The organism is Roseovarius sp. MMSF_3350 (assembly GCF_030733425.1).
GTDB lineage: Bacteria > Pseudomonadota > Alphaproteobacteria > Rhodobacterales > Rhodobacteraceae > Roseovarius.
On record NZ_JASHIZ010000009.1, the window covers coordinates 99,657 to 124,918 of the forward strand.

Below are 25,262 nucleotides of genomic sequence, written 5' to 3' on the forward strand. Positions count from 1 at the left end.
TCCGCACTCTAGAGTGTCACGATGTGGTTGTCCCACGCACAGGCGTGCCGATCGAGCGCCCGGCGTTCGTCGGACCGGACGTCGAACAGGGCGCCTAGCCCGTCGCTGGCAAGATAGCCCTTGCCGCGTGGGGCGAGGCCGCAAATATCGGCCCGCGAGACGGCGCCGAGAAAGTCGCCCTTATCCGAAAACCGGTGCAGCCGGCCGCCGCGGGGCGAGGTGATGGCGAGTTCGCGGCCATCGCCGCTGAAGGCGATGCTGCCGGCATAGCCCTGCATTGCCAGTTCGTCGGCCAGCGGCGCGGCGGCAAGGGTGGGCTCCTGCCCGATGCGGTGCAGGCCGAGCAGGGGCGTGGCGCTGTCGGGCAGGCCTTCCCATTGCATGGCGAAACCCACCAGGCCATCGCCGCGTATGGCAAGGTGCCGGATCGAGCTTTGGTGCAAATCGGGTGGCAGCGTGACCTGCTGGATCGTCTCGCCCGCGAGATCGAGATAGGTCAGATTGGGGCGCATGGTATCGAGGTTCAGCTTGGTGCGGTCGGCGGGATCTGTGGCGATGCCGCCATTTGCCAAGGCGAGCGTGGTGCCATCGGGCATGAGCCGCAGGTCATGCGGTCCGATACCGCCGGTGGGAAAGCTGCCGATGCGCGCATAGCCTGCATCCACGTCCCAGATGCCGACTTGGCCTTCGCTGGTGGCGCTGGCCTGTTCGCTGGTCAGGAGCCTTTTGCCGCCATCGGCAAAGACGCCGTGGCCGTTGAACTGGTTTCCTGCCGGCGGTGTCAGACGGTGGATCACCTCACCCCGGGCGCAGTCGATCACCAGCGCGAATCTGCCGGGGCGGCGAGCAAAGGCAACGGCTTCGGCCCGGCGGGGATGTCCGGCACCGGCATGGCCACGCGCGGGCAGGGGAATGCGGAATGTGGCGTGTCCGTCCGTGTCGAGACCATAGAGTGCAAAGCTTTCATCGCGTTCTTTCGCGGCGGCGAGGAAGGCGGGATTGCCCGCAGCGGCCCAGCCGAGACGCGGTGCGGTGCCGGCGGCCAGCAGGCTGGCGAGGAAGGTGCGGCGCGTGGTCATCGGCTCAGTCTCCGTCCTGGGCGTTGAAGCCCGGCGCGATGCCGAGCGGGGCGCCCACATCTTCGGCGATGGCCTCGTGCAGATCCTCGATGGCCTGTTGCAACACTTCGACCCGAAGCCGGCCTTGCGGTGTTTCCACGTCTCTGAAGGTCGGGTCCTCGATATGCGCGGCGACCACTTGAACATGCGCATAGGCCGCGTCGGTGTCCGGCAGGTCGTGATCGGCCAGCGCGTGGGCGAGGTTGTGCGCGCCTTCGACAGACAAGAGTACGTTCCGCAGGGACCGCCCCGACCGACGTGCCTCGGCCAATGCAGGGCGGGGGCGGTCGAACTCACCCATCGGCAGGCCGAGCCGTTTGGTGGTGGTGAATTCCAGCGAGGACAGGATCTGGGTGAAGAGGGCCCGCTGTGCTTCGGCGAGGGAGAGGTAGTCGGCGTTGCCCGCGTCGCCCGCGCTACGTAGCGTCGCGGCGAAATCGCCGGACCAGTTCGCGTGCAGGGCATCGGCCTGCCTGGAAAGGTCCGCGGCGATGGTGGCGACAAGGGTGCAGGTATAGCTTTCGGCGCCATAGTCCGAGAAGTCGGGCTCATTGAGCAGCATGTCCAGCGCGAAAAAGCCGCGCGCGGCGATGGAGACGTCGGCATAGGCGGCGGGGTCCTGCGCCACGGGGTCGGCCTCGGCGATGAGGCGGCTGAGGGTGCGCTGGGTGAACCCGCGCGGGTCGGGCCAGAAGCCGATGGAAAGCGCGCCGGTCTCGGACGGGCCGATCCGCAGGTCCGCCACGGGCATCCAGGCGTCGAACGCCTGCTGGTAGGCGGGGCGGACGGTCTCGGGACGGCAATCGGCCTCCGCCGTCTGCGCGAGTGCTTCGCTTGCCGCGGCGAAATGCTTCAAGCCCGGCAGGATATGCTGGTCGAGCGCATCGTCGACATCGGCGAGGGCGGGGACGGCCAAGAGGCCGACACCGAGGGCAAGAACGGACAGACGTTTCACAGGCTCTCCAGAAATCGGATCAGGGCGGCGCGGTCTTCGGGCGGCATTTGCACCACGCGGTCGCGGGCCGTCCGGGCCTCGCCGTCATGCCAGAGGACCGCTTCGAGCAAGGACCGGGCCCGGCCATCATGCAGGAAGTTGGTGTGGCCCGAAACCGTTTCGGTCAGACCCACGCCCCAGAGCGGCGCGGTGCGCCATTCGGTGCCGCCCGCGCGCCCCTCGGGGCGGTTGTCGGCAAGGCCCGGGCCCATGTCGTGCAGCAGCAGGTCGGTATAGGGCCAGATCAGCTGAAAGCTGGCGGGGTTCTCGCCCTTCAGGCGGTGGGTGACGTGGTTGGGGCGATGACAGGCCGCGCAGCCGGTCTCGAAGAACACGCGACGCCCTGCCAGCACCTGCGGGTCGTTCACGTCGCGCCGGGCCGGCACGCCAAGCGTGCGGCTGTAGAACGTGACGAGATCGAGGCCGGCCTCGTCGATTTCGAACCCGCCCTGTTCGAGGTCGCCGCCATGCAACGCGGCGGTGCAGTCGGTCTGCGCGTCGGTGCAGTCACCAGATCCGGCGCGGTGGATGGGGTTGGAGATGCCGATATCCCCGGCAAAGGCGCTGGCGACCTGTTCAAGGATGGTTGGGTTGCCCGCCTTCAGCCCGAACCGACCCAGCATCGGTTGGTCGTGGACGTCGGACCAGACGATCTGTGCGCGGCCGGAAATGCCGTCGCCATCTGCATCTTCGGGGTCGGCAAGGCGGAGGATGTCCTGCGCCGGGATCGCCTCGAGCAGGCCCATGCCGATCATCTGCGGCGCCACGCGGGGGCTGAGCATCGCGCCGTCGGCGAGCGGGCCGTAGCCAAGGTCGGCGGCACGGTAGGTGGGCTGGCGCAGAGAGGCGGTCTGCCCGCCCGAGAGCGGCACGGTGACCTCGTCATAGGTGACCTTGAGCCGGTATTCGGGGGCGTGGCCGGGCAGGCTGAAATCCTGCAACTGCGTGCCGTAGGTGGGGTCGGGCGCGGTTGGGTGAGTGCCTGCGATGAACGTCTCGACCTCCTGCGGGGACGCGGCGGGGACCGAAATGCGCAGGAACATCGAGACGGCGCTGTCGTCGGGGCCTTCGGGCGGATGGCCGCGCCCGTCCTTGAGGTGGCAGCGCTGGCACGAGCGGGCGTTGTAGAGAGGGCCGAGGCCATCCGACGCGATGGTCGAGGCGGGCGGCGAGACCCAGAGCCGGCGGAAAAGGCCGTTGCCGACGCGAAAGTCGAGCTCCTGCGCGAAGGTCAGGTTGGCGGCGGGCTGGGAAAACGCGTCGGGTGTGGTGCGGACGCGGACGGTCTGTGCCCCGGCGGCGTTTTCCTCGAAGGTCCAGGGGGTGGAGAAATCCTGCGGCAGGGCGGTGACATCGGCAATGCGCGCACGTTCGGCGGCAGTGCGTGGTACGATATCGAGGTGCGGGTCGGTTAAGCCGTCCCAGGGCGGCGCTGCGCTGTCGCCAGCGTGTGCGAGGGGGAGCGCGGTGAGGACGAGCGCCGCCGCGAGGGGCAGCCGGGCAACGGGTTTGACGATCATGGCGGACGGCTGTGAACGGGCGGGAGGTGCAACGCGCGCCCTCCCGCGTGAGGGTCTCACTGGAAGACGGCAGAGGGATTGTCGAGGCTGTCGGAACCTTCGATCGCGATTTCGTCAAGGTTCAGGGCCGAGACGACACGCTCGATCGAACGCGTTTGCGCGATCAGGCCGTCGACGCCGCCCATGATCAGCGCCTCGCCGCCTTCATCGCCACGGGCGAGCATCTGGTCGTAGGCAAAGCCCGCCTCGGCTGCCGTCTTGATGCGGCCAAGCGCCAACACGGCCTGGGACAGACGGGTGCGCATTTCCTGGTCAAGCTCGGCGTTGTCGGTGGCCACCAGATCGGACAGGGAGGGGCCGGAGACACTAGTGCCGTCGGTGCGGATGTATTCGCCCAGATAGACGTTGCGGATGCCGACACCGTTGTAGAAGTGGTCGTTGTGGGTGTTGTCTGCAAAGCAGGAATGCTCTTCCTCGGGGTCGTTGAGCATCAAGCCGAGGCGCATCCGCTCGCCCGCCGTTTCGCCGTAGCTGAGGCTGCCCATGCCGGTCAGGATGCTGGAAAGCCCTGCCGTTTCGTCCTGCATCAGGGCGGTGCGGGCGGCGCCGTCTTCGGCCCACTGCGCGGCCATCCATTCGAGGTCGGACACCAGAAGATCGGTGGCCGCCGACAGATACGCGGCGCGGCGGTCGCAATTGCCGTGGGTGCAGTCCTCGCCCTCGGCATAGTCGGTCCAGGGGCGGTCGCCCGCGCCGGGCTCGTGCCCGTTTAGGTCCTGCCCCCAGAGCAGGAATTCGATCGCGTGATAGCCGGTGGCAACATTGGCCTCGATCCCGTCCGCCTCGTGCAGGGTGTCTTCGAGAAGGGCAGGCGTAATCTCGGTGGCGTCGATTTCCTTGCCTGACAGTGTGAAGGTGGGGTTGGCGATGACGTTGAGCGCGGCCAGCTGGTTGGCATCGGTCGGGCCACCATAGGCGCCGTCGACATAGTCGATCAGACCTTCGTCCAGCGGCCAGGCGTTCACCTTGCCCTCCCAGTCGTCGACGATGGCATTGCCGAAGCGGAAGACCTCGGTCTGCTGATAGGGGACGCGGGCGGCAAGCCATGCGGCACGGGCCGCCTGCATGGTGTCAGCCGACGGCGTATCGATCAGCGCGGTCACGGCCTGTCGCAGAGCCTGGGCGGAGGCGAGGCTGTCGGCATAATTGGCCTGCGCGATGTCGGCATAGGTATCCAGAACTTCGGCGGCGCTTTGGGCCTGGGCAGTGCCGCCAAGGCACAGGGCGATGGCTGTTGCGGCCGGCAGGAGACGTGGCATGGGAGGATCCTTCGATTGTCGCATCGGTCGAGCCGGGTCAAAAGCGCCGGGAATCGACTGTTCGACAATAGTCTGACTGAAATTGTCGGGATTCACAATTCCCGATTTAAAAAGTCAACTTTTGCACGCGGGGATCGGGCATGCGGCCGGACGGCAGGCTGCCGCCGCCCGGCAGGACGCGAAGAAGTGCGAGGGACCGGCCGGGACGCTGGAGCGTCGCGGCGCGGCAGGTCTCAGCGCAGGTGGGCGCGCAGCATCCAGGCGAATTTCTCGTGCGCCTGGCCGCGCGCGATGCACAGATCCTCGGTTAGCGTATCGCCATGCTTGGCGGCCAGTTCCCCGGCGCCGGCGAGAGTTTCGGCGAGGGTTTCCTGGGCCTCTTTCATGAGGCGGATCATCTCTTCGGCGGCGGGCGTGCCTTCCGCCTCGGGGACCTTGGACCGCTTGATCATACCGGCCAGCATGCCTTCGGCGTGACCGTCAAGCGCTTTGATCCGCTCGGCCAGGTCGTCCTGCGCCACGAAGTGATCCTCGTAGATCGTCTGGAACAGCTCATGCAGCGGGCCGAAGGCCATGCCGGTGACGTTCCAGTGAAAATTCTGGGCCAGCATCGTTGTCACGGCGGTTTCCGCGACGCACTGGTTGAGAGCCTCGGCAATCTGCGCATTGGCATCGGTCGAAAGAGATTGTGCCGTTTCGGTCATTCTCGCCTCCTAGGTTGTTAGGGAGTTTTGCTGGCTGGCAATTGGCTGGCTTGCAGGCTGAAGATAGGGCCTGAACCAGCATTCGGCAAGATACTTTAGAATCTTTCTAAATCTGAGAAAAATTGTCAGCCACATAGCCCAGGAGAAAGACGAGATTGCGGTGCGCATGCTTGGGGACGCGGGAATGCAGCAAGAAGGTGCAGCTGGCCGTGTCGCCGGTCTGGAGGCTGTGGGCGAGGGCCAGGAGCCAGTCCTCGTCGAATGAGGTTTCGGGTTCGCCGGCACGGAACAGGATCGGCCGGCGGCCGAGCGCCTGCGACAGGCAGCGCATCAGCACGTCCGACGCCGCCTGCGTGGCGACATCGCGGTTCACCGACAGTGCCGCGCAGGCGCCGAAGAGGTCGACATAGCTTTTGCACCGCGCGTCGCGGGCGGCGTGGCGCAGGTGGTCGAGCAGAGGCGTGTGGCCTGTCTCGGTCCGCTTGTCATGCAAGCCGTCATAGTGGGGGAGTCGCAGTGCTGAGGTCATGAGCGGTCGATTGTCCTACGATCTGGTCTTGTGTCATTCGCGATGTACGGCGTGGGGATGCGCCCGCCTCAGGCGGCCTTGCCGCCTTCGATCGCGGTGAGCGTCACTTTCTTCTTGCGGCATTTCTTGGCATAGGCGGCCTCCCAATGCTTGTAGCGGCCCATCACCGCCTGCTGCGCCACCAGAAGTTCGACGAAGGCTTCGCGCTGTTTGTCCTTTTTAAGCTGCTTGAAGAGGCTTTTCTGAGCCTTGGTCATCGAGCAGCCGATGCAGTGGCCTTCGCGTTTGAACTTGCAGACGTCGATGCAGGGACTTGGGACTTTCGGCATGGGGCCTCGCTGGAGTGTGGCTGGGTCTGAAGTGGATCGGGATCGGGGGTCACTTGGTCAGGATCAGGTTGCCGGCTTGGGTGATGCGCAGGGTGTAGACCTGGCCGTCGAGGGCGATGTTGGCGGTGACGCCGTTGGGAACCAGATCGCGGGCATCGTGAGTGGCGATGCCGGACGTGTCCGGTGCGGGGCTCGAGGCGGGCTCAGTTGTCGTCATGCAGCAACCTTTCCGGTGGCCTCCTGCGTGGTGCGGCCAAAAGAAACCCGACCTTTCGAGTCGGGATTTAACCGTTCGTACCTTATTCCGATTGTTTCAGTCAAGAAAGGTTGTGAGACAGGTGGGCATACAGGCGCGAGGAATTACGCGTCGTCGGCTTGATCCAGAAACCGAAGGCGGTTTCCGAACGGGTCGATCACTTCCATCTGCAGGCCCCAGGGCAACGCTTCGAGCCCCGGGCGCATGTTCGCATTGGGCAGCAGACCCGCATGCCAGTCGCGCAGGTTGTCGACATGGACCATGGCGGTCGAACCGGGTGTGGCATCGCCATGGTGCTCGGTCAGATGCAGGTGGAAATCCCCGAGACGCAGGAAGGCATAGAGCGGAGAGCCATCAAACACGCGGACCTGGCCGGTCCATTCGAATCCCAGCCAGTCGACGTAGAATTCCCGCGCGCGGGCCTCGTCGAAGCTGCGAAAGACCGGCGCCGTACGCGTGACCTGCGGGGTCATGCCGGTGCGTCGGCGTCGATCTTCTGGATCGCGCGGAACCCTTCGAAACGCGGTGTGCCTTCGTGCAGTTTGCGGCTTTGGCCGGCCCGGGCGTGGGAGGCGCGGAACTCCTCGCTGGTGGTCCAGGCGCGGAAATGCTCTTCGGTTTCCCAGACGGTGTGCGAGGCATAGAGCACGCGGCCGTCTTCCTCGGGACCCTTGAGCATGTGGAAGGATACGAAGCCCGCCATGTCCTTGAGGCGGCTTTCGCGGCTCAGCCACAGGTCCTCGAACTCGGCGGCGTTTTCGAGAGGCACGGTGAAGCGGTTCATGGCGAGATACATCCGGGGATCCTTACTGGTTGGTGAGAGTAGCACAGGGGTCGTCGCGCGGGGCCGTGGGCACGATACGGGTTTCGTCGAATGGCGCGTTGGTTTCGGCCTCCACAAAGCCGATGGAGTGCGTGGTGACTTCAGGGGCCGCACGGGCAATCATCGCGGGAATGCCCCAGTCCGTGCGGGCGTGGCCGTTTCCGGCGATCACGGCAACGGGCGGGCCGTGGCGTTCGAGCGCCTCGAGTGCTGCGCGGGCGAACACCGCGTCGCGGTAGCGTTGCACGGCGACCATCCCGGCCATCATGTCGCGGGGCATGGCCTCGCAATGGGCGGCGAACTGCATCTCCTCGCGGGTGCTTTGCTGATCCGCTGGCAGGGCCGTGTCCAGGCCATAAAGCGCGGCGTCGGGGCCGAAGATTTTGGCGGCACCTTCGGTATAGACCGTGCGCACGCTGTCCCGCGGAGCCGCGGCGCCGATGATCCGGGCCTCGCTCAGCGCATCGAATATGGGGGCGTAAATGTCGAAGTCGCTCCAGCCGCTGGTGGTCCATGCCTCTTCGGCCAGCGACCGATCGACATCGACGCGGGCGGCCTCGTCGGCGGTCAGCATTTCGAAGACGACGGCAGTGGGTTGCAATTCGGCAATCGCCGCGGCCTGGCCCAGATGGGCGTCGGGATTGTCGTGCACCTCGCCCAGGATGACGATATCCGCGGCGGGCTGGGCCAGCGCGGGGGCCGCGAGGCAGAGCGAGAGAATGGCTAGGCGCACCGGGTATCCTTTCAGGCAGAGGCCGCGTGCGGCAGTATATAGGGCACACCGACGGGCGGTGGAGAGCAAACACGCAGCTCGCAGCCATAGGCCCGCGACAGGGTGGCATCGGTCAGCACCTCGGCCGGCGTGCCGAAGGCCAGACGCTGCCCTTCGGACAGGACGGCGACGCGGTCGGCGAAAAGTGCTGTCAGGTTGAGGTCGTGCATGACGGCGATGACCCCGCCGCCGGCGCGGGCGAAGCTGCGGGCGATCTCCATCACCTGCAACTGGTGCGCGATATCGAGGCTGCTGACCGGCTCGTCCAGCAACAGCCAGCGGGGGCGGCCATGCTCGACCGGGCTCCAGACCTGGGCGAGCACGCGGGCCAGCATGACGCGCTGTGCCTCGCCGCCGGACAACTCCTGAAAGGTGCGGTTGGCATAGTGGGCAAGGCCGACGCGGGAGAGGGCCTGCATGGGCACCTCGGGGCGGTCGCCGGCGGTGCCCGATTGCAGGCCGAGGCGCACCACCTCGATCACGGTGAACGGGAAAGCGAGCCGCGCCGACTGGGGCAGGACCGCGCGTTCGGCGGCCAATTCCCAAGGTTTCATCGCCGCGATGTCGCGGCCGTTCAGGCGGACCGCTCCGGTATGGGGCAGGGAGGCCGTCATCGCCCCCAGCAGCGTGGACTTTCCCGACCCGTTGGGGCCGACGATGGCCGTGACCAGGCCGGGATCGGCGTGGAATGAAACGCCGCGCAGGGCTTCGCGGCGGCCATAGGAGACGCGGATTCTCTCGGCGATGAAGCTCATAGGTCGGCAAGCCCCCGGCGTGTCAGCAGGATCCATAGAAAGACCGGCGCCCCGAGCACCGCGGTGACGATCCCGATGGGCAGTTCGGCGGGGGCGATCACGACCCGTGCGATGACGTCCGCGAGGATCAGCAGGATGGCGCCAAGCAGTGCCGAGTTCAGAAGCAACGTGCGATGGTCGGGGCCGGAGGCGAGTCGCAGAAGGTGCGGCACCACGATGCCAACAAAGCCGATGCCGCCAGAGACCGCGACCGCGGCGCCGGTGGCCGCAGCGACGGCGAGGATCGCGATGGATTTCAGACGCTGGACGCTGACGCCGATATGGGCCGCCGTCGCCTCGCCCAGGGCCAGGCTGTTCAGGCCGCGCCCCAGCGTCAGCGCGGCGGCGATAGCGAGCAGGATCATCGGCCCCGCCGTCAGCACCTTGGCCCAGCTGGCCCCGGCGAGCGAGCCGAGGCCCCAGAAGGTGAGGTCGCGCAATTGCGTGTCGTCGGCGATATAGACCAGGATGCCCGACACCGCCCCGGCCAGCGCCCCGAGCGCGATGCCCGCCAGCAGCATCGTGGCGACCGACGTGTGTCCGTGGCGCGTGGCGACGCGGTAGAGCAGGAGGGTCGAGCCCCAGCCGCCGAGAAACGCGGCGAAGGGCGTCAGTTGGTTGCCGGTGAGGGTGTTCACCCAGGGCGGCAGCAGGCCGCCCAGCACGATAGCGAGGATGGCGCCCAGCCCGGCGCCGGCGCCCACGCCGACGATACCGGGATCGGCCAACGGGTTGCGGAACAGCCCCTGCATTGCGGCCCCCGACACCGCCAGCGCCGCGCCGACAAGGCCACCCATGGCGAGGCGCGGCAGCCGAATATCCCACAGCACGACGCGGTCCATCTGGGTCAGCGCCTCGCCCCGCGCCAGCTTGGTGGCGAGGTTCGAGAGGGTCACGTCGGTCGCGCCCACCTGGAGGCTGGCGAGGGACACGAGGACCAGCGCCGCCGCCAGCGCCCAGTGCAGGGCGCGGGCGCGGGATGCGCGGTCTCGTGGGGCGGCGTCGAAATCGGTGGCGGCGGTCATTCTCTAGCTGTCCGTGCCGTAAAGCGCCGCGTTGAGCTGGCGGATTCCTTCGGCGGTGCGAGGGCCGAAGCCCAGCAGCAGAAGGCCGTCCATGCGCACCACAGTGCGGTCCTGCGCTGCGGGCGTCAGTCGGATCGCGGGCATGGCAAAGAGCGCGTCGTCATCGGCGGCATGATCGCCTGTGCGGTCCATCATCAGGATCACGTCGGGCGCAGCGGTGCCTATCGCCTCGTCGGTGACCTGCTTGTAGCCTTCGAATTCAGAGATTGCATTCACGCCGCCGGCCATGCGGATGATCGCGTCGGCGGCGGTGCCGGTGCCCGAGGCGTTGATCCGGCCGCCTTGGGTCGATAGCACGAAAAGCACGCGCTTCTTGTCGGCCTCGGGGCGGCGGGCGTCCTCGATGGCTGTCTGCATCTCGGCCTCGACCTTGGCGGCGAGCGCATCGGCCTGCTCAGGCACGTCGAGCGCCTCGCCCACGATGTCGATCTTGCGCAGGATGCCGTCGGTGGTCAGGGCGTCGGGTACTTCGACGAACGCGACATCTGCGGCGCGGATCACGTCCAGTGCTTCGGGCGGGCCGGCACCTTCGCCCGATATGATGAGCGTCGGGCCCACCGACAGGACGCCCTCGGGCGAGAGCGCGCGCATGTAGCCGACATCGGGCAGGTCCTGCATCGAGGGCGGGTAGGTCGATGTGGTGTCACGCGCCTTTAGCCGGTGGTCCTGCCCCAGCGCGGCGACGATCTCGGTCACCGCGCCGCCGATGGACAGCACCTCGGCATGTGGATTGGCGGGGGTCTCGGCCTGCTGCGCGCTGACGGCCAGCGCGACGAAGGCCCCGACCATCGAGGTGCAGAGCGCGGCAATCGCGGCGCCCGTCGATTTGCTGCACATCATGCCGGCACCTCTTCAAGCGAAGGCAGATCCGCGACGATCCGGCCCCATTCGGGCCGCGAATCGCGCCCTTCCTTGCCCAGCCCGAAGGTCTGGAAGATCAGGCCGCCCTCGGCATCGAATGCCTCGACCGAGATGGCGGGGCCGCGTTGGGTGGGTTTTTCGACCGCCCAGACTTCGGCCACCTTGTCGCGCCGCAGGTGCAGGTTGAATCCGGGGTCCATCACGTTCTGCCACGGCCCCATCGGGCGCAGGGTGCGGATCGGGCCGGAATGGATCTGGATGCAGCCGCGGTTGCCGACGAAGAGCATGATCTCGATCCCGGCATCGCGCACGGCGTGCAGCATCGCATCGACCGCGGTGGGATCGAGCTGTCGCACGAAGGGCGCGCCCGCGATGCGGTAGGCGCCGAGGCGGTTCATCTTCAGCTTGGAACACAGGCGCAGGAATTGGTGCGTGTCGGTCAGACGCGCCCATTCCTCGCGCAGGATGTCGAGCTTGTCGGGCCGCGATTTTGGCGCTTCGACGGGTTGGCGCGCGGTGACCGTCTGACCTTCGGTCTGGTTCTCGTGTGCAAGGTCGGCTGTGATGCCCGCCCAGGCGTCATGGTGCGAGGCCTCGCGCAGGTGGATCTTGTGCACGGCATCGCCGGCGGCGTCGAATACCTGGAGCGACCGGCGCGGGCCGTCATCCGACGGGGTTTCCACGGCGAAGGCGTGAACCCAGTGCGACTGGAAGATCCGCAGGTCGATATCCTCGGTCAGGGTCATCGCGGCATGTTCGCCGGGATGGTAGTTGCCGTATTCGCCCACCTTCTCGTGCACGCAGGCGTCGACCCGGGTCAGAGCCATGACCTCGCCCAGCTTCTCGGCGGCGGGAATGATCCGGTCGGGATGCGCGGCAATCCGCGTAGTGCCGCGACCGACATGGGCGGCGACAAGCTGAGCCTCGGAGATCCCGAGCGCGTCGGCCTGGTCGCGGGTCCGCATTTTGGGGTTCTCGGCCTGGAAGACACGAATCGTTTCGGGGGTCGGTTCAGATCGCTCGCTCATTGGGCATCCTCGGAATGACGTGGGGTCCGATGGCTTGGCTCGCAGAGTCGGGGAGCGTGGCTCTCGCAATTTACTTGACTGTTTTAGTCGGTTAAGAGTATCGGTGCAACCCATCGCGATGATGTGCATCGCAATCAATCAATCTACCGCGCCAGCCCTTCGCAAGCACCGGTGAAAAACGTGCAAGAAGGATGGCGTTCATGCTTACCACATTCATGCGTGGGACGACCGCGCTCGTCTGCCTGTCCCTGGCCGGAACGGCCATGGCGCAGGAAGAGCCCGGCTTTCTGGGGACCCTGGTCCTGACCCCCGGCAAACGGGACCTGACATTCGGCACGGCGCTGCCTCGGACCGTTGTCGACGAAGAGGAAATCAAGGACCGGCAGGCCAGCACGGTCGCGCAGCTGATCGACTCGGTTCCCGGCGTCACGCTGGTGAACGGTACCACGCCGCAGGGGTCGGGGATCAATATCCGCGGGTTCGGGGCCAATACCACTTACGGCTCGGATCAGAAGATCGCGGTGCAGATCGACGGCGCTTCGGTCGGGTCGGAAGAGATCTATCGGCTGGGAACGCAGCTGTTCACCGACCCGCTGCTCTACAAGGAAGTCGAGGTGATCCGTGGCACGATCGGCAGCTTCGCCTATGGGTCGGGCATCGTTGGCGGCGTCGTGAAGCTGGAGACCAAGGACGCGTCGGATTTCACCGGCGGGGTGCCCGGCTTTGGCGGGTCGCAGACGCTGGAGTTCAGCTCGAACGGACATGGCTTCACCAGTTCGACGAACCTTGCGTGGATGCCCGCCAAGGGAGCCGAGTTCCTGCTGAACTATACCTGGCGTGACCAAGGCACGCTGGAAGCCGGCGACGGCACGAAGATCGGAAACAGTTCCTTCAATACGCCGTCTTTCCTGGCCAAGGCCCGGTTCACTTTTGGGCAGGAAGACGCGCATTCGCTGATGTTCAGCCATTCGCGGACCGAGGCCGACGACAAGGACGTGCCCTATGATCAGTTCGAGACGACGGCGGGCAGCTTTGGCCGGGTCGATCGCATCACCGACACGAAACAGACGACCGTCGAATATCGCTTCAATCCGCTCAGCGACCTGATCGACCTGCGGGCGAACCTGTCCTATGCCGACCAGAAAATCGACACGACCTATATCGACGGAAGCTCGCCCTTCCAGGGCGGGCAGCCGGTGGACGTGTTCTGCGCCAGCCCGTTCTTTGGTGTGATCTGCGCAGACAACCGCTACGAGACGACCAAGCTGACGATTTCCAACCGGGCGCTTTTCACGACGGGGCAGGTCGAGCACGACATGCTGGCGGGGATCGAAGGCATTCACAAGAAGCGCCTGGATGCGGCCGCCGCGCCGGGCGGCACCGACGACCGCTTTGCCGCGTTCATGGTGAACGAGATGACGATCGGGCCGGTGACGGTAACGCCGGCGGTGCGCTATGAAAGCTCAAAGATCGAAAGCTCGACGCCGCTGGCCGGGGTGCCCGACAGCTACAGCAACGACGCGCTGATGGGGGGGCTGGCGCTGGCCTATGACTTCGGCAACGGGTTCTCGTTGTTCGGCAGCGCGGCTTATACCGAAGGTCTGCCGCTGATTGACGACCTTGATGCCACGCCCACCTCGCAGCGGCGGCTGGCCATGACGGAAAAGTCGCATACGTTCGAGATCGGCGCCGCCTATACCGGCACCGACGTGTTCGCGGCAGGTGACTCGTTCACCGTGCGCGGCAACCTCTACCAGACGAAACTGTGGGATATCACCACCTATACCGTACCCGGTGCGACCGGGACCGATCTTGACGGCGTAACGACCGAGGGGCTGGAACTGGAGGCGTCCTATGGCACCGCGGGCGGCTTTTACGTCGATTTGGCGGGGCATGTCGGCGAGGGGCGGGAATACAACCCCGACGGCACCTCCGATACCTGGCGCAACAGTGCGGCCGACCGGCTGCAGCTGACGGTCGGTCAGCGGGTCGGTGACGACCTGGACCTGAGCTGGGAGGTGGTGCACGCCGCCGATCGGTTCGACGCGCTTGGCGCGGATCTGGGCGACACCACGGTACACAACCTGCGCGCCACGTGGAGGCCCGAGACCAATTGGCTGGAAGGCACCGAGGTGCGGTTCGGGATCGAGAATGCGTTCGACAAGGATTATGTCGGGCACCTGTCCTCGCCCACGCGCAAGGCGCCGGGGCGGACGTTCAAGGTGTCGCTGACGCAAGCGTTCTGAGACGCGGCCTGCGTCTCGGGTCAGGCGGTTCGGCGGGGCTTGTGTGGCCAGCGCGCGCCATGCCGCGGTGACGGTCCTTGGTGGGATCGTCACCGTGTCTGGTGACACGGCTCTATCGGGGCATGGCGTCATTGCCGCGCGGGTTTCCGCTGCGCGGCTGGAAAGATATCCCTCTGTATATATGATCGCCCGGCCGAAACCCTGGTTCGGAGGTGACGCGCGCGGGGGATAATGCTACTCGGTAGCAGATGCGGTTGAAAAACCCTTGGAAACCGAGGGAAATCTTCGGGAACCACAGGAAATCACTGCCGGTGAGTTCAAGCTGAGATATGATTTAAGCATATGACGCCAAACGCAAAACATGCCTCTCGCCTCTCTGTCGCCCCGATGATGGACTGGACCGACCGTCACTGCCGGTTCCTGCATCGGCAATTGTCGAGAAACGCGTTGCTTTACACCGAGATGGTGACGGCGCCCGCGCTGGTACGCGGTGGGGCGCTGCACCTGTTGGATTATGCGCCGGAAGAGCATCCGGTGGCGCTCCAACTGGGAGGATCCGAGCCGGAAGAACTGGCGGCGGCCGCGCGACTGGGGGCGGAGGCCGGTTATGACGAGATCAACCTGAACGTAGGCTGTCCAAGCGACCGGGTGCAGTCGGGTACCTTCGGGGCGGTGCTGATGAAACAGCCGGAACTGGTGGCGGACTGCTGCGCCGCGATGAAGGCGGCGGTGGCTGTCGAGGTGACGGTGAAATGCCGGATCGGGGTGGACGACCAGGTGCCCGAGGCGGTGTTGCCGGCGTTCCTTGAAACGGTCAGCGCGGCGGGGGTGCAGCGGTTCGCCATTCATGCGCGCATGGCGTGGCTGCAGGGGCTGAGCCCCAAGGAAAACAGGGATGTTCCGCCCCTGGATTATGACCTTGTGGCGCGCATGAAGGAGCAGTTTCCGGAGTTGCATATTTCGCTGAATGGTGGGGTTGAGACGCTGGACGGGGCGGTGGCCCGTCTGGAGGCCGGGCTGGACGGTGTGATGCTGGGGCGGGCGGCCTATCACCGGCCGGTCGATATCCTGGGCGCGGTTGACCGGCGGGTGTTCGGCGAACCGGGGCCGGACCGGACGGGAGAAGAGGCAGTGAAGGCCATGCTGCCCTACATCGAAAACCATTTGATTTCAGGCGGTAAGCTGCATCAGGTGACGCGGCACATGCTGGGGCTTTTTGCCGGGCAGCCGGGGGCCCGGGCGTGGCGGCGGGTGCTGTCGGAACGCGCCACGAAACCGGGCGCCGGAACGGCGCTGGTCGAGGAGGCGCTGGCGCAGGTGACGGGGGTCGCCGCGTGAAGGAATTTCTTGAGAGGGGATGGGCGCGGTTCGCGTATGAACCGGCCGTGAAGGCCTGGGTCGAGGCGGCGTTTTCCGTTGCGAAAGAGAGGGTTAGAGCGCCTGAAGAACAACGCTGGATGTATTGCGAAGGGACGTGGTTCGTGGGGGTGGAGACCCTGCCCAATGCGCCTGACGGGGCCGTGGGCGAGGCCGGGTCGCTGACGGGACAGGCGTGGGAGGCGGTGTCGGCGCTTTATGGGCGGCTTCCGCTGCACCGGGGGCAGGTGTCGGTGATGTATCCGGGCTATCCCCGACCCAAGGCGGGCGAGGAGGACGCGGCATTCGGATACAGGCTGCGGCGGGACGCGGCGCATGTGGACGGGCTGTTGCTGGAAGGGCCGGACCGGCGGCGGTTCCTGAAGGAGCGGCACGCATATATCCTGGGGTTGCCGGTGACGGAGTGCGGCACTGGCGCCAGCCCGCTAAGTGTCTGGGAAGGCAGTCATAAAGTGATGCGAGCGGCCTTTGGCGAGGCGCTGGAAGGCGTGCCGCCGGAGGCGTGGGACAGGGTCGATCTGACGGATATCTACAAGGCCGCACGGCGGGAGGTGTTCGACACGTGCGAGAGGGTTCTGCTGCCGGCGAGACCGGGGGAGGCTTATGTCGTTCACCGGCTGGCCTTGCATGGCGTGGCACCGTGGGAGGACGGCGCGGAGGCACCGGACGAGGGGCGGATGATCGTCTATTTCAGGCCCGAATGGCCGATCCTGGGCCATCAGTGGCTGACTGCGCCCTGAGGGTCGGGCGACTCGACGGTTAACGCCGGGAAAACCGTGAATTCCGTGTCGGTATCGCGTCGGTATCCGGGTGGTATTCCGTCGGTGCCATTGGCCGAAGGGTGAAATGAACAGAGCGTACGGTGCGTTTGCCGGGGCGCAATAGTTGCGGCGTTATCCTGACGGGTTGCTTTGGGCGTGACGTCGGAGCGGGGTGCGGAATTTTGCAAAATTCCGGGCCGAAAAATTGCAATTTTTCGGTGCGCCGAGGGAAACCGTCCGTGCGGGCGGTTTCAGCCGCGCTTCAGCCGGGCGGCGCGGCCGCCGCGGCGCTTGGTGAGGGTGGCGGCGCGGTCGGGCAGGTCGGCCATGATCTCGCGGCGCTCGTCGGGCGTCATCCTGGACCAGCGGCCGATCTCGTCGATGGTGCGATAACAACCCGTGCAGATCCGCGCCTCGGGGTGGACCACGCAGATGCGCACGCAGGGGCTTTCGATCTCGTTGCGGTTCCAGACGGGGTTGTCGTTCATGTCTCGGCTTTCAGGTGGCGGATTCGGTCCAGCGCTCCTTGCAGGATATACGCGGCGGCCACGGCATCGATCACCTCTGCGCGACGCTTTCGGGTCAAATCGGCCTCGATCAGTGCTCTTTCTGCCGCAACGGTGGACAGGCGTTCGTCCCAGAAACCTATTGCGAGGTCGGTGCGCGCCGCCAAGTTGCGGGCGAAGGCGCGGGTGGATTGGCAGCGCGGACCCTCGGAGCCGTCCATGTTGCGGGGCAGGCCGAGGATGATCCCGGCGGCGGTGCGGTCGGCGGCAATGGCCAGCAGGCGGTCGGCATCGGCGGTGAACTTGGTGCGCTTGACGGTCTCGACCGGGTTGGCGGAGGACAGCAGCGCATCGGAGGCGGCGACGCCGATCGTCTTGGTGCCGAGGTCGAGCGCGAGCAGGGGCTGGAAGCCGGGCAGAGCGGCGGCGAATTCGGCGAAATCCTCGATGATCATTCGGAGTAACCGGCCTGCTTGGCGGCGTTGGTGATGGTGTCGATCACCATGGGGTCGTCGAAGCGGTCCTGTGCGCGGGCCAGCAAATCGCGCACCGCGTCGAAATCGCCCAGCACGGCGTAGGCGTTGGACAGGCGCACCCATTCGCCTTCGGTGCCGCCGGTCTCTTCGATGCGGGTGGCGAGGCGATCGACCATGCCGCGGATCATGGCGGCGCGGTCCTCGGCGCTCATGTCGCCGGCGGCGTCGATATCGCCCTGCGAGGGGCCGGGGGCGGCATTCTCTGCGGGAGGCTCGTACCGATTAATGCCGGCGCGCCAGGCCAGTTCCTCGATCCTGGGGCGGATGAGGGCGGTCCAGGGGGCGTCGGGAGCGCTTTCGCGCAAGAGGCGGTCCCAGGTGCGGAAGGCGATGTCGGGGCGGTCGACCTGGATCATGTAGAGACCCATGTAGTAGCGTGCGCGCGGCTCGGCCGGATCGTGGGCGAGGGCGGCGCGAATGGCCTCGGCGGCGTCGGCGGAGACGTAGCCCCCGGCGGCGGAGATCATCATGTCGGCCAGTTCGGCATAGTCGCCGGCGGTGGCGGCGTCGCCCTTCAGTTCGATGACCCGGCCCTTGGCCTTGGCGGCGGCGGAAAGGTTGCCGAGCGCGGCCTCGTTGCGGGCCAGCAAAACGTAGCCCTGAAGCTCGTCCGGGCGGCTTTCGACGGCTTCGCGCAGGCGCTCCATGAGTTCCAGATATTGCGGATCGACCTTGTCCATATCAGGGCTGACGGGCTGGGAGGCCTCGAAGCGCGCTTCGGCCTCGTCCTGGGGCAGGCGGTTGGCGCGGGCCGTGTCGGAGGCGGCGAGCCGCGCCGTGCGGGGCATGTCGGCATAGCCGGGCGCGCCCATTTGCGTGTAGAGCCAGCCGGCGCCTGCGACGAGGCCAAGAAGGGCGAGGGCGGCGAACAGCTTGCCCGGAAGGGCGGGCCGGGCGCCGGCCTGTCCGGTCGCCTGAAGTTGGGCGTCGGCGGCGAGGATGCGGCGGGAGACTTCCGAGCGGGTCCGCTCGGCATCCTCGGGTGTGATGACGCCGCGGGCGAGGTCGCGGTCGACCTCCTTGAGCTGGTCGCGGTAGACCTGAAGGTCATAGGCGGCAGGCGGCGCGTCGCCGACACGGCCACGGAACAGCACCAGCCCGAGAACGGCGGCACAGGCGAGGCCCAAGGCGATGGCGAGCACCCAGAATGTCATGTGAACTCCCTGTCTTCGGGGGTGATTTAACGATTGGGCGGCCAAACCGAAAGGGGCAAGTGGTCGCCCTTGGTGTCGCAGGGGCGGATGGGCGGCGGCATGTCGCAAACCGGGCCTTTCGTGCCGCATCAGGTGTCGGCGTTCTGGCCCGTCTGATACATACGGGGGCAATGATGCGGCGCGGGGGCGAATCTGTGCCGCGCCGGACCCATTCTGTGCCATGAGCGAGACCCGCCTGATGAAACGTTATTCCGCCTTTGCCGTCGCGAAAGAAGCGCTGAGATATCACATGGGCTGGGAGCGGGCCTGGGCCTCGCCGGAGCCGAAGAAGAAATACGACGCGATCATCATCGGCGCGGGCGGGCATGGCCTGGCGACGGCGTATTACCTGGGCAAGAACCACGGCATTAGGAATGTGGCGATCCTGGAAAAGGGCTGGCTGGGCGGTGGCAACACGGGCCGGAACACGACGATCATCCGGTCGAACTACCTGCAGGATGCCTCGGCCGCGATGTACGAGAAATCGCGCAGCCTCTATGAGACACTGAGCCAGGACCTGAACTACAACGTGATGTTCAGCCCGCGCGGCGTGATCATGCTGGCGCAGACCCAGCACGAGGTGCGGGGGTACGAGCGGACGGCGCATGCCAACGCACTGCAGGGCGTGAAGACCGAGTTCATCAGCCCCAGCCGCGTCAAGGAACTGTGCCCGATCATCAACCTGGAGGGTCCGCGCTATCCGGTGCTGGGCGGGCTGTGGCAGGCGCGGGGCGGCACGGCGCGGCACGATGCGGTGGCCTGGGGCTATGCGCGGGCGTGCTCGGCCATGGGCATGGACGTGATCCAGAAATGCGAAGTGACGGGTATCCGCAGTGAGGGCGGCAAGGTCACGCGCGTGAGCACCAACCGCGGCGACATCGCCTGCGACAAGCTGGGTATCGTCGTGGCGGGGCATTCGGGGCATCTGGCCGACATGGCCGGCTTCCGGTTGCCGATCGAGTCCGTCGCGCTGCAGGCGCTGGTGAGCGAGCCGATCAAGCCCTGCATGGACGTGGTAGTGATGGCCAACACGGTGCACGGCTACATGAGCCAGTCGGACAAGGGCGAGATGGTGATCGGCGGCGGTGCGGACAACTACAACAACTATACCCAGAGGGGCAGCTTTCACCATATCGAGGAAACGGTCAGGGCGCTGATCGAGACCTTCCCGATGATCAGCCGCCTGAAGATGCTGCGGCAGTGGGGCGGGATCGTTGACATGACCGGCGACCGCTCTCCGATCCTGTCGAAGACGCCGGTGGAGAACGTGTTCATCAACTGCGGCTGGGGCACCGGCGGGTTCAAGGCGATCCCGGGCTCGGGCTGGGGCTTTGCCGAGTTGATGGCGAAGGGGTATTCGCCGCTGACGGCCGAATTCGGGCTGGAGCGGTTCTACGAAGGGCGGTTCATTGATGAGAGCGTTGCCGCCGGGGTCGCGCACTGATGGGGAACCGCCGAGCCATATTGGGCGTTAGGGTGTCGGATTCCAGAAGGAACGGAGAACCGAGATGTCCGATTACAATACAAACAATACGACACCCCCGCCGCAGCATTCCGGTGGCGGAGGCGGCGGTGGCGGCGCAACCATGGCCTTTATCGTGGGCGGCCTTGTCATCGCTGTCGGCATCATCGCATGGATCATGTTCGGTGGCGACGGCGCCGACACCGCGGGCGACGGTGGCGAAGCGTCCGATGTCAATGTTTCGGTCGAAACGTCTGACGAGGCAGCCGACGGCGTCGCCGACGCGGCCAACGACGCCGCCGACGCTGTCGAAGGCGCGGCTGAAGAAGTCGAAGGCGCTGCCGAGAACGTCGAGGGCGCTGCCGAAAACGTGGAAGGCGAAACCCAGCAATAACGGTTTCGGGGCCGTAACCGGCCCCGACCAGTTTGCGTGGCTCGGCGCAGGGGTGTGTGACGCCCCTGTGTCGGTATGCCCACACTTGGCGGAAAGCGGCCCATCCCTTCCCGCGAAAGTTGCAGGAACCGGCCCAAACCCTGCGCGGGGTTTTGCCGGTGCTTCCGCGCATCACCTGACAGGCGCATGGTTGAACTCCGACCATGAGGAGTTCGAGAGATGTCTGACCACGAACAATGGCAGCAGAGGCGCGGATACGGCATGCCTGTCCATGACGCGGGCAGTGCAGGCCTCTTCTGGGTCCTCGTCGTCGTCGTCGCGCTGGGCGCGCTGGTCTTTGCCGGGTCGCTGGGCAACGGCACTGTGCCGGACCTGTCCGACGTGCCGGACGGCTTCATCGTGCCGGACACGCCGGCGGACGGCGTGGCAAGTACGGGCGCTGTCGCAGAATAACACGTTCCGCGTCGGCGGAACCGATTGCAATTGCTTGGGCGGGTGCCATGTGGTGCCCGCCTTTGTCGTGCCTGGCGCAGACAACATGGAAAGGTGGATGGCATGCTGATCCTGGAATGTCCCTATTGCGGGGTGAAGGGCGAGGAAACCGAGTTCGCAGGCGGCGGCGAGGCGCATCTGAAGCGGTTCGGTCCCGGTGCGAGTGACGACGATTTTCACGGCTACCTGTTCAAGCGCGAGAACCCCAAGGGCGTGCACCTGGAACGCTGGCGGCACAGCAACGGCTGCGGCAAGTGGTTTCACGCCGCGCGCAACACGGTGACGCTGGAGGTTTACGGGACCTATTCGGCGCAGACCACCGAGCCGCCGAAGGACATCAAGGACAAGATCTCGGCGAAGGTGCCGGGCTGGAGCTGGAGAGAGTTTTCATGAGCACGCGTCTGGCAACGGGCGGGCGTCTGGTCAACAAGGCGCACGCGATGGAATTCGCCTTCAACGGCAAGCGGTTGAAGGGCTTTGAGGGTGACACGCTGGCCTCGGCCTTGCTGGCCAACGACCAGATGCTGGTGGGCCGGTCCTTCAAGTATCACCGCCCGCGCGGGATCGTGGCGTCGGGCGGGGAAGAGCCCAACGGCCTGGTCAACATGGGCCGGGGCGAGACGTTCGAGCCGAACCAGCGGGTGACGACCACCGAGCTTTTCGACGGGCTGGAGGCGACGAGCCAGAACCACTGGCCGAGCCTGGAGTTCGATGTGGGGGCGGTGAACGCGAAGCTGTCGCGGTTCCTGCCTGCCGGGTTCTATTACAAGATGTTCATCCATCCGCGCCCGCTGTGGAAGCACGTCTACGAGCCGTTCATCCGGCAGTCCGCGGGCCTGGGAAAGGCGCCCAAGGACAAGGATGGCGACAAGTACGAGCATCTTTACGCGTTCTTCGACGTGGTGGTGATCGGCGGCGGTGTCGCGGGGCTGATGGCGGCCCGTGCGGCGGGGGCGTCGGGTGCCAAGGTGCTGCTGATGGAGCAGACCGCCGTCTGGGGCGGACGGACGCCGGTGGATGGTCCGCTTTACGACGCGACTGTCAACGATGGGCCTGTGGATAAGTTCGTGGATGAACTGCTCGCCGAGCTGGGCGAAATGTCCAACGTGACCATGCGGTTGCGCATGATGGGGGCCGGCGTTTACGACCACGGCTACCTTCTTGGCTATGAACGGGTGAACGATCACAAACCCAAAGCCAAGGGGCCGCGGCACCGTTTGTGGCGAATTCGTGCCGGCCGGATCGTGACGGCGACAGGGGCGATCGAGCGGCCCCTGAGCTTTGCCGGGAACGATGTGCCGGGGGTGATGCTGGCCTCGGCCGTGCGCGATTACGTCGTAAACTATGGGGTTTCCGTCGGGGACCGTACGGTCGTGGTGACCAACAACGACGACGCCTACCTGACCGCGCTGGCGCTGAAGGCGGCGGGCCTCGACGTGCCTGCAATCATTGACGCGCGGGCGGCGGGCGCGGGCGCGCTGGCCGAGAAGGCCAAGGCGGCGGGCATCCGCGTGGAGACCGGCAAGGGGATTGCATCGGTCAAGGGCGGCAAGCGCGTGACCGGCGTGGGTATCTGTGCACAAGCCGGCGAGGGCGCGGTCACGGAAGAGATCGCCTGCGATGCGGTGGCGATGTCCGGCGGCTGGTCTCCGGTGGTGCATTTGTGGTCGCATTGCGGCGGCAAGCTGTTGTGGGACGAGACACAGGCGATGTTCCGGCCCGACCCGGAAAAGGCCCCCACGGGGGCGGCGGGCGAGGCGTTCGTGTCGACCGCCGGTACCGCGAGTGGCGAGATGGAGTTGGGCGCGGTGCTAGCCGATGCCGAAGATGCGGGCCGTGCGGCGGCCAAGGCGGTGGGCAAGACCCCGAAGAAGGCCGAGAAACCGAAGGCGGAGGGCGTGCAGAGCAACGTCATTCAGCCGATCTGGATGATGCCGCAGGGCGCCAACGTGAAGCTGCGGATGAAGTCGTGGCTGGATTACCAGAACGACGTGAAGGTGTCGGACGTGCAGCTGGCGGCGCGCGAAGGGTATGAAAGCGTCGAGCACGCCAAGCGCTATACCACGCTGGGCATGGCGACGGACCAGGGCAAGCTGAGCAATATCAACGGCTTGGCGATCCTTTCTGATGCATTGAATCAACCGATTCCGCAGACCGGGACGACCACGTTCCGCCCGCCCTATACGCCGATTTCAATGGCGTCGATTGCGGGCGAGGCGCGGGGCGAGATCTTTCAGCCGCTGCGCAAGACGCCGATGCATGACTGGCACGAGGCGAACGGCGCCTACTGGGAGCCGGTGGGCCATTGGCGGCGTCCCTATACCTTCCGCCAGTCGCCGGGCGAGGAGATTGGTGCGGCCGTGAAGCGTGAGATCAACCAGACGCGGGGCAGCCTTGGGCTGCTGGATGCGTCCACGCTGGGCAAGCTCATTGTGAAGGGGCCGGATGCGGGCAGGTTCCTCGACATGCTCTATACCAACATGATGAGCACGCTGAAGCCGGGGCGCTGCCGCTATGGGCTGATGTGCAACGAGAACGGGTTCCTGATGGATGACGGCGTGGTGGCGCGGCTGGATGAGGACACGTTCCTGTGCCACACCACCACGGGCGGTGCCGACAGCATTCATGCGCATATGGAGGAGTGGTTGCAGACCGAGTGGTGGGACTGGAAGGTCTATGTCGCCAACGTGACCGAGCAGTATGCGCAGATTGGTGTGGTGGGCCCGAATGCCCGCAAGACGCTGGAAAAGCTGACCGATGCGGACCTCAGCGCCGAGGCGCTGCCGTTCATGGCGTGGCAGGATATCGAGTTTGGCGATGTGAAGGCGCGGGTGTTCCGGATCTCGTTCTCGGGCGAGCTGAGCTATGAGATCGCGGTGCCGGCGAGCCAGGGCCGGGCGTTCTGGGATCAGTTGCTGGAGGCCGGGAAAGAGTTCGGCGTGATGCCTTATGGCACCGAGGCGCTGCACGTGATGCGGGCCGAGAAGGGGTTCATCATGATCGGGGACGAGACGGATGGCACGGTCATTCCGCAGGACCTTGGCATGGACTGGGCAATCTCGAAGAAGAAGGACGACTATATCGGCAAGCGGGCGCAGCAGCGCAGCCATATGGCCGACCCCGAGCGGTGGCAGCTGGTGGGCTTGCAGACGGTGGACGGATCGGTTCTGCCCGATGGCGCCTATTGCGTGGCCGAGGGCGACAATGCCAACGGGCAGCGCAACGTGCAGGGGCGGGTGACCTCGACCTATTATTCGCCGACCTTGGATCGTGGGATTGCCATGGGTCTGGTCAAGCATGGCCCGGACCGTATGGGCGAGGTGATCGAGTTCGCCAAGGTGGACGGCACCACGGTGCCCACCAAGATCGTCAGCGCGGTCTTTTACGACCCTGAAGGGGAGAAGCAGAATGTCTAAGGCTGTCAGTGCTTTGCAAGGCGCAGTTTATCAAGGCTATGTCGAGGTCCGCGAGGTGGGCCTGGTGGGCATGATCACGCTGCGCGGGGATCTGTCCTCGGCCAAGATGAAGAAAGCCGTCAAGGATGCCTGTGGCGTGGACCTGCCGGGGCAGCGCGAGATCGCGGTCGCGGGCGACAAGGGCGCGGCGTGGATGTCGCCGGACGAGCTTTTGCTGATGGTGCCATACGAGGGCGTAGGCGACGCGCTGGCGGCGATCGAGGCGGCGCTGAGCGGCGAGCACTTCCTGGCCGTGAACGTGTCGGACGCGCGGGCGGTGTTCCAGGTGCAGGGCAAGGCGGCGCGCGAGATCATCGCCAAGCTGTGCCCGGTGGACATGGCACCCGGCGCGTTCGAGCCGGGGATGATCCGGCGCACGCGCATGGCGCAGATCGCGGCGGCATTCTGGATGGTGGATGCCGAGACGATCCGGGTGGTCTGCTTCCGCTCGGTGGCGGAGTACGCGTTCAACCTGCTCAAGGACGCGGCGGAACCGGGTGGCGAGACGGGGCTTTTCGCGTAAGGATTTGCACGGGATTCCAGCAACGCGCGCGTGGTTTCTGTTGTGCGGGGCGGTGGGTTGGAAACCCACCCTAGGTAGGTCTGACGATCGTGCGGTTTTTCCAGGCTCTGCGCCCGCGCACAGCCCGCCCGCAGCGCAGGAACAAAACAACAGCCTTGACGTTGATCCCCGAAGGCTACCATGTA

The 25,262-nt window shown here is 66.1% G+C and carries 27 protein-coding genes; 9 read left to right on the forward strand and 18 right to left on the reverse strand.

Translation table 11 applies throughout. The annotated features are described in order from the left end of the window. Nucleotides 1-8: 8 nt before the first annotated feature. From RBB31_RS10635 to RBB31_RS10705, 15 genes are all read right to left on the reverse strand, one after another. The gene (locus RBB31_RS10635) at nt 9-1,079 is read right to left on the reverse strand and encodes a DUF1513 domain-containing protein (protein ID WP_306129267.1); all 1,071 of its coding nucleotides are present in this window, start codon (nt 1,077-1,079) and stop codon (nt 9-11) included. Between the two features lie 4 nt (nt 1,080-1,083). After that, nucleotides 1,084-2,073: an imelysin family protein gene (locus RBB31_RS10640; protein WP_306129268.1), complete on the reverse strand. Its 990-nt coding sequence runs from the start codon at nt 2,071-2,073 to the stop codon at nt 1,084-1,086. Continuing rightward, on the reverse strand, nt 2,070-3,632 hold the full coding sequence (locus tag RBB31_RS10645; protein ID WP_306129269.1) for a di-heme oxidoredictase family protein: 1,563 nt from the start codon (nt 3,630-3,632) through the stop codon (nt 2,070-2,072). Before RBB31_RS10645 ends, RBB31_RS10640 begins: the two co-directional genes overlap by 4 nt. Before the next feature lie 56 nt (nt 3,633-3,688). Beyond that, entirely contained in the window at nt 3,689-4,951 is a 1,263-nt protein-coding gene (locus RBB31_RS10650) for an imelysin family protein (protein WP_306129270.1), read from the reverse strand. 233 nt (nt 4,952-5,184) lie between these two features. Next, entirely contained in the window at nt 5,185-5,655 is a 471-nt protein-coding gene (locus RBB31_RS10655) for a Dps family protein (RefSeq protein ID WP_306129271.1), read from the reverse strand. A gap of 106 nt (nt 5,656-5,761) precedes the next feature. Next, a complete protein-coding gene (locus RBB31_RS10660; protein WP_306129272.1) occupies nt 5,762-6,184 on the reverse strand; it encodes a hypothetical protein in 423 nt (140 codons plus the stop codon). A 68-nt stretch (nt 6,185-6,252) separates the two neighbouring features. After that, complete coding sequence (locus tag RBB31_RS10665) at nt 6,253-6,513, reverse strand: DUF1289 domain-containing protein (RefSeq protein WP_306129273.1); 261 nt, start codon at nt 6,511-6,513, stop codon at nt 6,253-6,255. A gap of 49 nt (nt 6,514-6,562) precedes the next feature. Then, the gene (locus RBB31_RS10670; RefSeq protein ID WP_306129274.1) at nt 6,563-6,730 is read right to left on the reverse strand and encodes a hemin uptake protein HemP; all 168 of its coding nucleotides are present in this window, start codon (nt 6,728-6,730) and stop codon (nt 6,563-6,565) included. A gap of 143 nt (nt 6,731-6,873) precedes the next feature. Further along, the gene (locus RBB31_RS10675; protein WP_306129275.1) at nt 6,874-7,242 is read right to left on the reverse strand and encodes a glyoxalase superfamily protein; all 369 of its coding nucleotides are present in this window, start codon (nt 7,240-7,242) and stop codon (nt 6,874-6,876) included. Further along, nucleotides 7,239-7,565, reverse strand: a complete 327-nt coding sequence (locus RBB31_RS10680) for an antibiotic biosynthesis monooxygenase (RefSeq protein WP_306129276.1) — start codon at nt 7,563-7,565, stop codon at nt 7,239-7,241. The genes RBB31_RS10675 and RBB31_RS10680 overlap by 4 nt, the downstream gene beginning before the upstream one ends. Nucleotides 7,566-7,575: 10 nt before the next feature. Then, the gene (locus RBB31_RS10685; protein ID WP_306129277.1) at nt 7,576-8,325 is read right to left on the reverse strand and encodes a ChaN family lipoprotein; all 750 of its coding nucleotides are present in this window, start codon (nt 8,323-8,325) and stop codon (nt 7,576-7,578) included. Nucleotides 8,326-8,336: 11 nt separating this feature from the next. Continuing rightward, nucleotides 8,337-9,119 (reverse strand): heme ABC transporter ATP-binding protein, encoded by a 783-nt coding sequence (locus RBB31_RS10690; RefSeq protein WP_306129278.1) that lies wholly within the window; start codon nt 9,117-9,119, stop codon nt 8,337-8,339. Next, nucleotides 9,116-10,183 (reverse strand): iron ABC transporter permease, encoded by a 1,068-nt coding sequence (locus tag RBB31_RS10695; protein ID WP_306129279.1) that lies wholly within the window; start codon nt 10,181-10,183, stop codon nt 9,116-9,118. The genes RBB31_RS10690 and RBB31_RS10695 overlap by 4 nt, the downstream gene beginning before the upstream one ends. A gap of 3 nt (nt 10,184-10,186) precedes the next feature. Next, nucleotides 10,187-11,080: a hemin ABC transporter substrate-binding protein gene (locus tag RBB31_RS10700; protein ID WP_371931319.1), complete on the reverse strand. Its 894-nt coding sequence runs from the start codon at nt 11,078-11,080 to the stop codon at nt 10,187-10,189. After that, nucleotides 11,080-12,132 carry a hemin-degrading factor gene (locus tag RBB31_RS10705; protein WP_306129281.1) on the reverse strand — a complete coding sequence of 351 codons (1,053 nt, stop codon included), beginning with the start codon at nt 12,130-12,132 and terminating at the stop codon, nt 11,080-11,082. Before RBB31_RS10705 ends, RBB31_RS10700 begins: the two co-directional genes overlap by 1 nt. Before the next feature lie 200 nt (nt 12,133-12,332). On the opposite strand from RBB31_RS10705, the gene RBB31_RS10710 reads away from it, so the two are divergent. The 3 genes from RBB31_RS10710 (at nt 12,333) to RBB31_RS10720 (ending at nt 16,495) form a co-directional block, all read left to right on the forward strand. Then, nucleotides 12,333-14,378 carry a TonB-dependent receptor domain-containing protein gene (locus RBB31_RS10710; RefSeq protein ID WP_306129282.1) on the forward strand — a complete coding sequence of 682 codons (2,046 nt, stop codon included), beginning with the start codon at nt 12,333-12,335 and terminating at the stop codon, nt 14,376-14,378. Nucleotides 14,379-14,720: 342 nt separating this feature from the next. Beyond that, entirely contained in the window at nt 14,721-15,716 is a 996-nt protein-coding gene (gene dusA, locus RBB31_RS10715; protein WP_306129283.1) for a tRNA dihydrouridine(20/20a) synthase DusA, read from the forward strand. Continuing rightward, complete coding sequence (locus RBB31_RS10720) at nt 15,713-16,495, forward strand: hypothetical protein (RefSeq protein ID WP_306129284.1); 783 nt, start codon at nt 15,713-15,715, stop codon at nt 16,493-16,495. The genes dusA and RBB31_RS10720 overlap by 4 nt, the downstream gene beginning before the upstream one ends. A 272-nt stretch (nt 16,496-16,767) precedes the next feature. On the opposite strand, the gene RBB31_RS10725 is transcribed toward RBB31_RS10720, so the two are convergent. From RBB31_RS10725 to ccmI, 3 genes are read right to left on the reverse strand one after another with little or no spacing between them, the layout of a single operon-like run. Then, nucleotides 16,768-17,004: a DUF1289 domain-containing protein gene (locus RBB31_RS10725; protein WP_306129285.1), complete on the reverse strand. Its 237-nt coding sequence runs from the start codon at nt 17,002-17,004 to the stop codon at nt 16,768-16,770. After that, nucleotides 17,001-17,477, reverse strand: a complete 477-nt coding sequence (gene ruvX, locus RBB31_RS10730) for a Holliday junction resolvase RuvX (protein ID WP_306129286.1) — start codon at nt 17,475-17,477, stop codon at nt 17,001-17,003. Before ruvX ends, RBB31_RS10725 begins: the two co-directional genes overlap by 4 nt. After that, nucleotides 17,474-18,712: a c-type cytochrome biogenesis protein CcmI gene (gene ccmI, locus RBB31_RS10735; RefSeq protein WP_306129287.1), complete on the reverse strand. Its 1,239-nt coding sequence runs from the start codon at nt 18,710-18,712 to the stop codon at nt 17,474-17,476. Before ccmI ends, ruvX begins: the two co-directional genes overlap by 4 nt. A 238-nt stretch (nt 18,713-18,950) precedes the next feature. Between ccmI and RBB31_RS10740 the strand changes: the two genes are divergently transcribed. From RBB31_RS10740 to RBB31_RS10765, 6 genes are all read left to right on the forward strand, one after another. Beyond that, nucleotides 18,951-20,195 carry a sarcosine oxidase subunit beta family protein gene (locus RBB31_RS10740; RefSeq protein WP_306129318.1) on the forward strand — a complete coding sequence of 415 codons (1,245 nt, stop codon included), beginning with the start codon at nt 18,951-18,953 and terminating at the stop codon, nt 20,193-20,195. A gap of 64 nt (nt 20,196-20,259) precedes the next feature. Beyond that, nucleotides 20,260-20,607, forward strand: a complete 348-nt coding sequence (locus tag RBB31_RS10745) for a hypothetical protein (RefSeq protein ID WP_306129288.1) — start codon at nt 20,260-20,262, stop codon at nt 20,605-20,607. Between the two features lie 219 nt (nt 20,608-20,826). Continuing rightward, a complete protein-coding gene (locus RBB31_RS10750; protein WP_306129289.1) occupies nt 20,827-21,060 on the forward strand; it encodes a hypothetical protein in 234 nt (77 codons plus the stop codon). A 102-nt stretch (nt 21,061-21,162) separates the two neighbouring features. Continuing rightward, on the forward strand, nt 21,163-21,492 hold the full coding sequence (locus RBB31_RS10755; protein WP_306129290.1) for a sarcosine oxidase subunit delta: 330 nt from the start codon (nt 21,163-21,165) through the stop codon (nt 21,490-21,492). Beyond that, nucleotides 21,489-24,515, forward strand: coding sequence for a sarcosine oxidase subunit alpha family protein (locus RBB31_RS10760; protein ID WP_306129291.1), 3,027 nt, complete (start codon nt 21,489-21,491; stop codon nt 24,513-24,515). Before RBB31_RS10755 ends, RBB31_RS10760 begins: the two co-directional genes overlap by 4 nt. Beyond that, entirely contained in the window at nt 24,508-25,077 is a 570-nt protein-coding gene (locus RBB31_RS10765; RefSeq protein WP_306129292.1) for a sarcosine oxidase subunit gamma, read from the forward strand. Before RBB31_RS10760 ends, RBB31_RS10765 begins: the two co-directional genes overlap by 8 nt. Nucleotides 25,078-25,262: the final 185 nt, after the last annotated feature.

Excerpts from the sequence above, each read along its gene's own strand:
- RBB31_RS10690 (WP_306129278.1), bottom strand. The coding sequence starts at position 9,119 with ATGAGCTTCATCGCCGAGAGAATCCGCGTCTCCTATGGCCGCCGCGAA.
- RBB31_RS10695 (WP_306129279.1), bottom strand. The coding sequence starts at position 10,183 with ATGACCGCCGCCACCGATTTCGACGCCGCCCCACGAGACCGCGCATCC.
- RBB31_RS10750 (WP_306129289.1), top strand. The coding sequence starts at position 20,827 with ATGTCTGACCACGAACAATGGCAGCAGAGGCGCGGATACGGCATGCCT.
- RBB31_RS10755 (WP_306129290.1), top strand. The coding sequence starts at position 21,163 with ATGCTGATCCTGGAATGTCCCTATTGCGGGGTGAAGGGCGAGGAAACC.
- RBB31_RS10705 (WP_306129281.1), bottom strand. The coding sequence starts at position 12,132 with ATGAGCGAGCGATCTGAACCGACCCCCGAAACGATTCGTGTCTTCCAG.
- RBB31_RS10660 (WP_306129272.1), bottom strand. The coding sequence starts at position 6,184 with ATGACCTCAGCACTGCGACTCCCCCACTATGACGGCTTGCATGACAAG.
- RBB31_RS10680 (WP_306129276.1), bottom strand. The coding sequence starts at position 7,565 with ATGTATCTCGCCATGAACCGCTTCACCGTGCCTCTCGAAAACGCCGCC.
- RBB31_RS10655 (WP_306129271.1), bottom strand. The coding sequence starts at position 5,655 with ATGACCGAAACGGCACAATCTCTTTCGACCGATGCCAATGCGCAGATT.
- RBB31_RS10650 (WP_306129270.1), bottom strand. The coding sequence starts at position 4,951 with ATGCCACGTCTCCTGCCGGCCGCAACAGCCATCGCCCTGTGCCTTGGC.
- RBB31_RS10665 (WP_306129273.1), bottom strand. The coding sequence starts at position 6,513 with ATGCCGAAAGTCCCAAGTCCCTGCATCGACGTCTGCAAGTTCAAACGC.
- RBB31_RS10670 (WP_306129274.1), bottom strand. The coding sequence starts at position 6,730 with ATGACGACAACTGAGCCCGCCTCGAGCCCCGCACCGGACACGTCCGGC.
- RBB31_RS10760 (WP_306129291.1), top strand. The coding sequence starts at position 21,489 with ATGAGCACGCGTCTGGCAACGGGCGGGCGTCTGGTCAACAAGGCGCAC.
- RBB31_RS10745 (WP_306129288.1), top strand. The coding sequence starts at position 20,260 with ATGTCCGATTACAATACAAACAATACGACACCCCCGCCGCAGCATTCC.
- dusA (WP_306129283.1), top strand. The coding sequence starts at position 14,721 with ATGACGCCAAACGCAAAACATGCCTCTCGCCTCTCTGTCGCCCCGATG.
- RBB31_RS10645 (WP_306129269.1), bottom strand. The coding sequence starts at position 3,632 with ATGATCGTCAAACCCGTTGCCCGGCTGCCCCTCGCGGCGGCGCTCGTC.
- RBB31_RS10675 (WP_306129275.1), bottom strand. The coding sequence starts at position 7,242 with ATGACCCCGCAGGTCACGCGTACGGCGCCGGTCTTTCGCAGCTTCGAC.
- ruvX (WP_306129286.1), bottom strand. The coding sequence starts at position 17,477 with ATGATCATCGAGGATTTCGCCGAATTCGCCGCCGCTCTGCCCGGCTTC.
- RBB31_RS10635 (WP_306129267.1), bottom strand. The coding sequence starts at position 1,079 with ATGACCACGCGCCGCACCTTCCTCGCCAGCCTGCTGGCCGCCGGCACC.
- RBB31_RS10740 (WP_306129318.1), top strand. The coding sequence starts at position 18,951 with ATGAAACGTTATTCCGCCTTTGCCGTCGCGAAAGAAGCGCTGAGATAT.
- RBB31_RS10700 (WP_371931319.1), bottom strand. The coding sequence starts at position 11,080 with ATGTGCAGCAAATCGACGGGCGCCGCGATTGCCGCGCTCTGCACCTCG.
- RBB31_RS10725 (WP_306129285.1), bottom strand. The coding sequence starts at position 17,004 with ATGAACGACAACCCCGTCTGGAACCGCAACGAGATCGAAAGCCCCTGC.
- RBB31_RS10765 (WP_306129292.1), top strand. The coding sequence starts at position 24,508 with ATGTCTAAGGCTGTCAGTGCTTTGCAAGGCGCAGTTTATCAAGGCTAT.
- ccmI (WP_306129287.1), bottom strand. The coding sequence starts at position 18,712 with ATGACATTCTGGGTGCTCGCCATCGCCTTGGGCCTCGCCTGTGCCGCC.
- RBB31_RS10710 (WP_306129282.1), top strand. The coding sequence starts at position 12,333 with ATGCTTACCACATTCATGCGTGGGACGACCGCGCTCGTCTGCCTGTCC.